Origin of the sequence: Bartonella sp. MR100HLJHH, from assembly GCF_042194215.1 — a bacterium.
GTDB lineage: Bacteria > Pseudomonadota > Alphaproteobacteria > Rhizobiales > Rhizobiaceae > Bartonella > Bartonella grahamii.
In genome coordinates, this window is the sequence record NZ_JBHIMR010000102.1 from 1 (window position 1) to 642 (window position 642).

At 44.2% G+C, this 642-nt stretch carries 1 protein-coding gene; it reads right to left on the reverse strand.

Going from position 1 to position 642, the window contains the following annotated elements:
• Window positions 1-108 precede the first annotated feature (108 nt).
• The coding region (locus ACFIJ7_RS09760) for a ShlB/FhaC/HecB family hemolysin secretion/activation protein (RefSeq protein WP_375645215.1) at window positions 109-642 on the reverse strand (534 nt) is incomplete at its 5' end.

Consider the following 642-nt stretch of genomic DNA (forward strand, 5'->3'; position numbering starts at 1 on the left):
CCAAATAAAACCTTTTTGAGCATCGTACTGGAGACCAAAACACCTAATAAAGCTGCTCTTTCTGCTCTCTTCTCATATCTCATACTTTAACTCCCCAATAAACAATGCTTAAAGTTCCATTGTTAATGTCATAAAAAATGTTCCTGATTTTTTGTGCTTAACTGTGCTCCAAAAAATACTGGAATAACTGGCATCAAGAGAGACCATGCCCCCCGCAAGCTTGACACCTGCTGTCCAACCGGCAAGCTGATCACTCTTAATCCCATACAAGGGTTGTGCAAAAACACGCCCATAATCCAAACCAACATAAGGGCGAAGTTCACCAAAAACCTTTTTGAAGGTCGCGTGATTGCTCCACGGAATGGTGCGTAGCAACAAATCATTCCGGCTAAAAAAACCGTTATTGCCAAAAAGCAAACTCTCACGCGTGCCACGAACATTGGAGGCGCCCCCCAACGAAATCTGCTCAGCACCCAGTAAATTATGCGGTGAATATTGACCACTCAAAAGATTGCTCAGTATAAAGTCAAAGCCCCCTACCTTAAAAGGCGTCATAACACTGAGTGTGCCGGTAAATTTGGCAAATTGTGGCTCCGCATCCCCTGCTCCTGGATCGTGCTTCTTGACAGAATGAAACAAGGG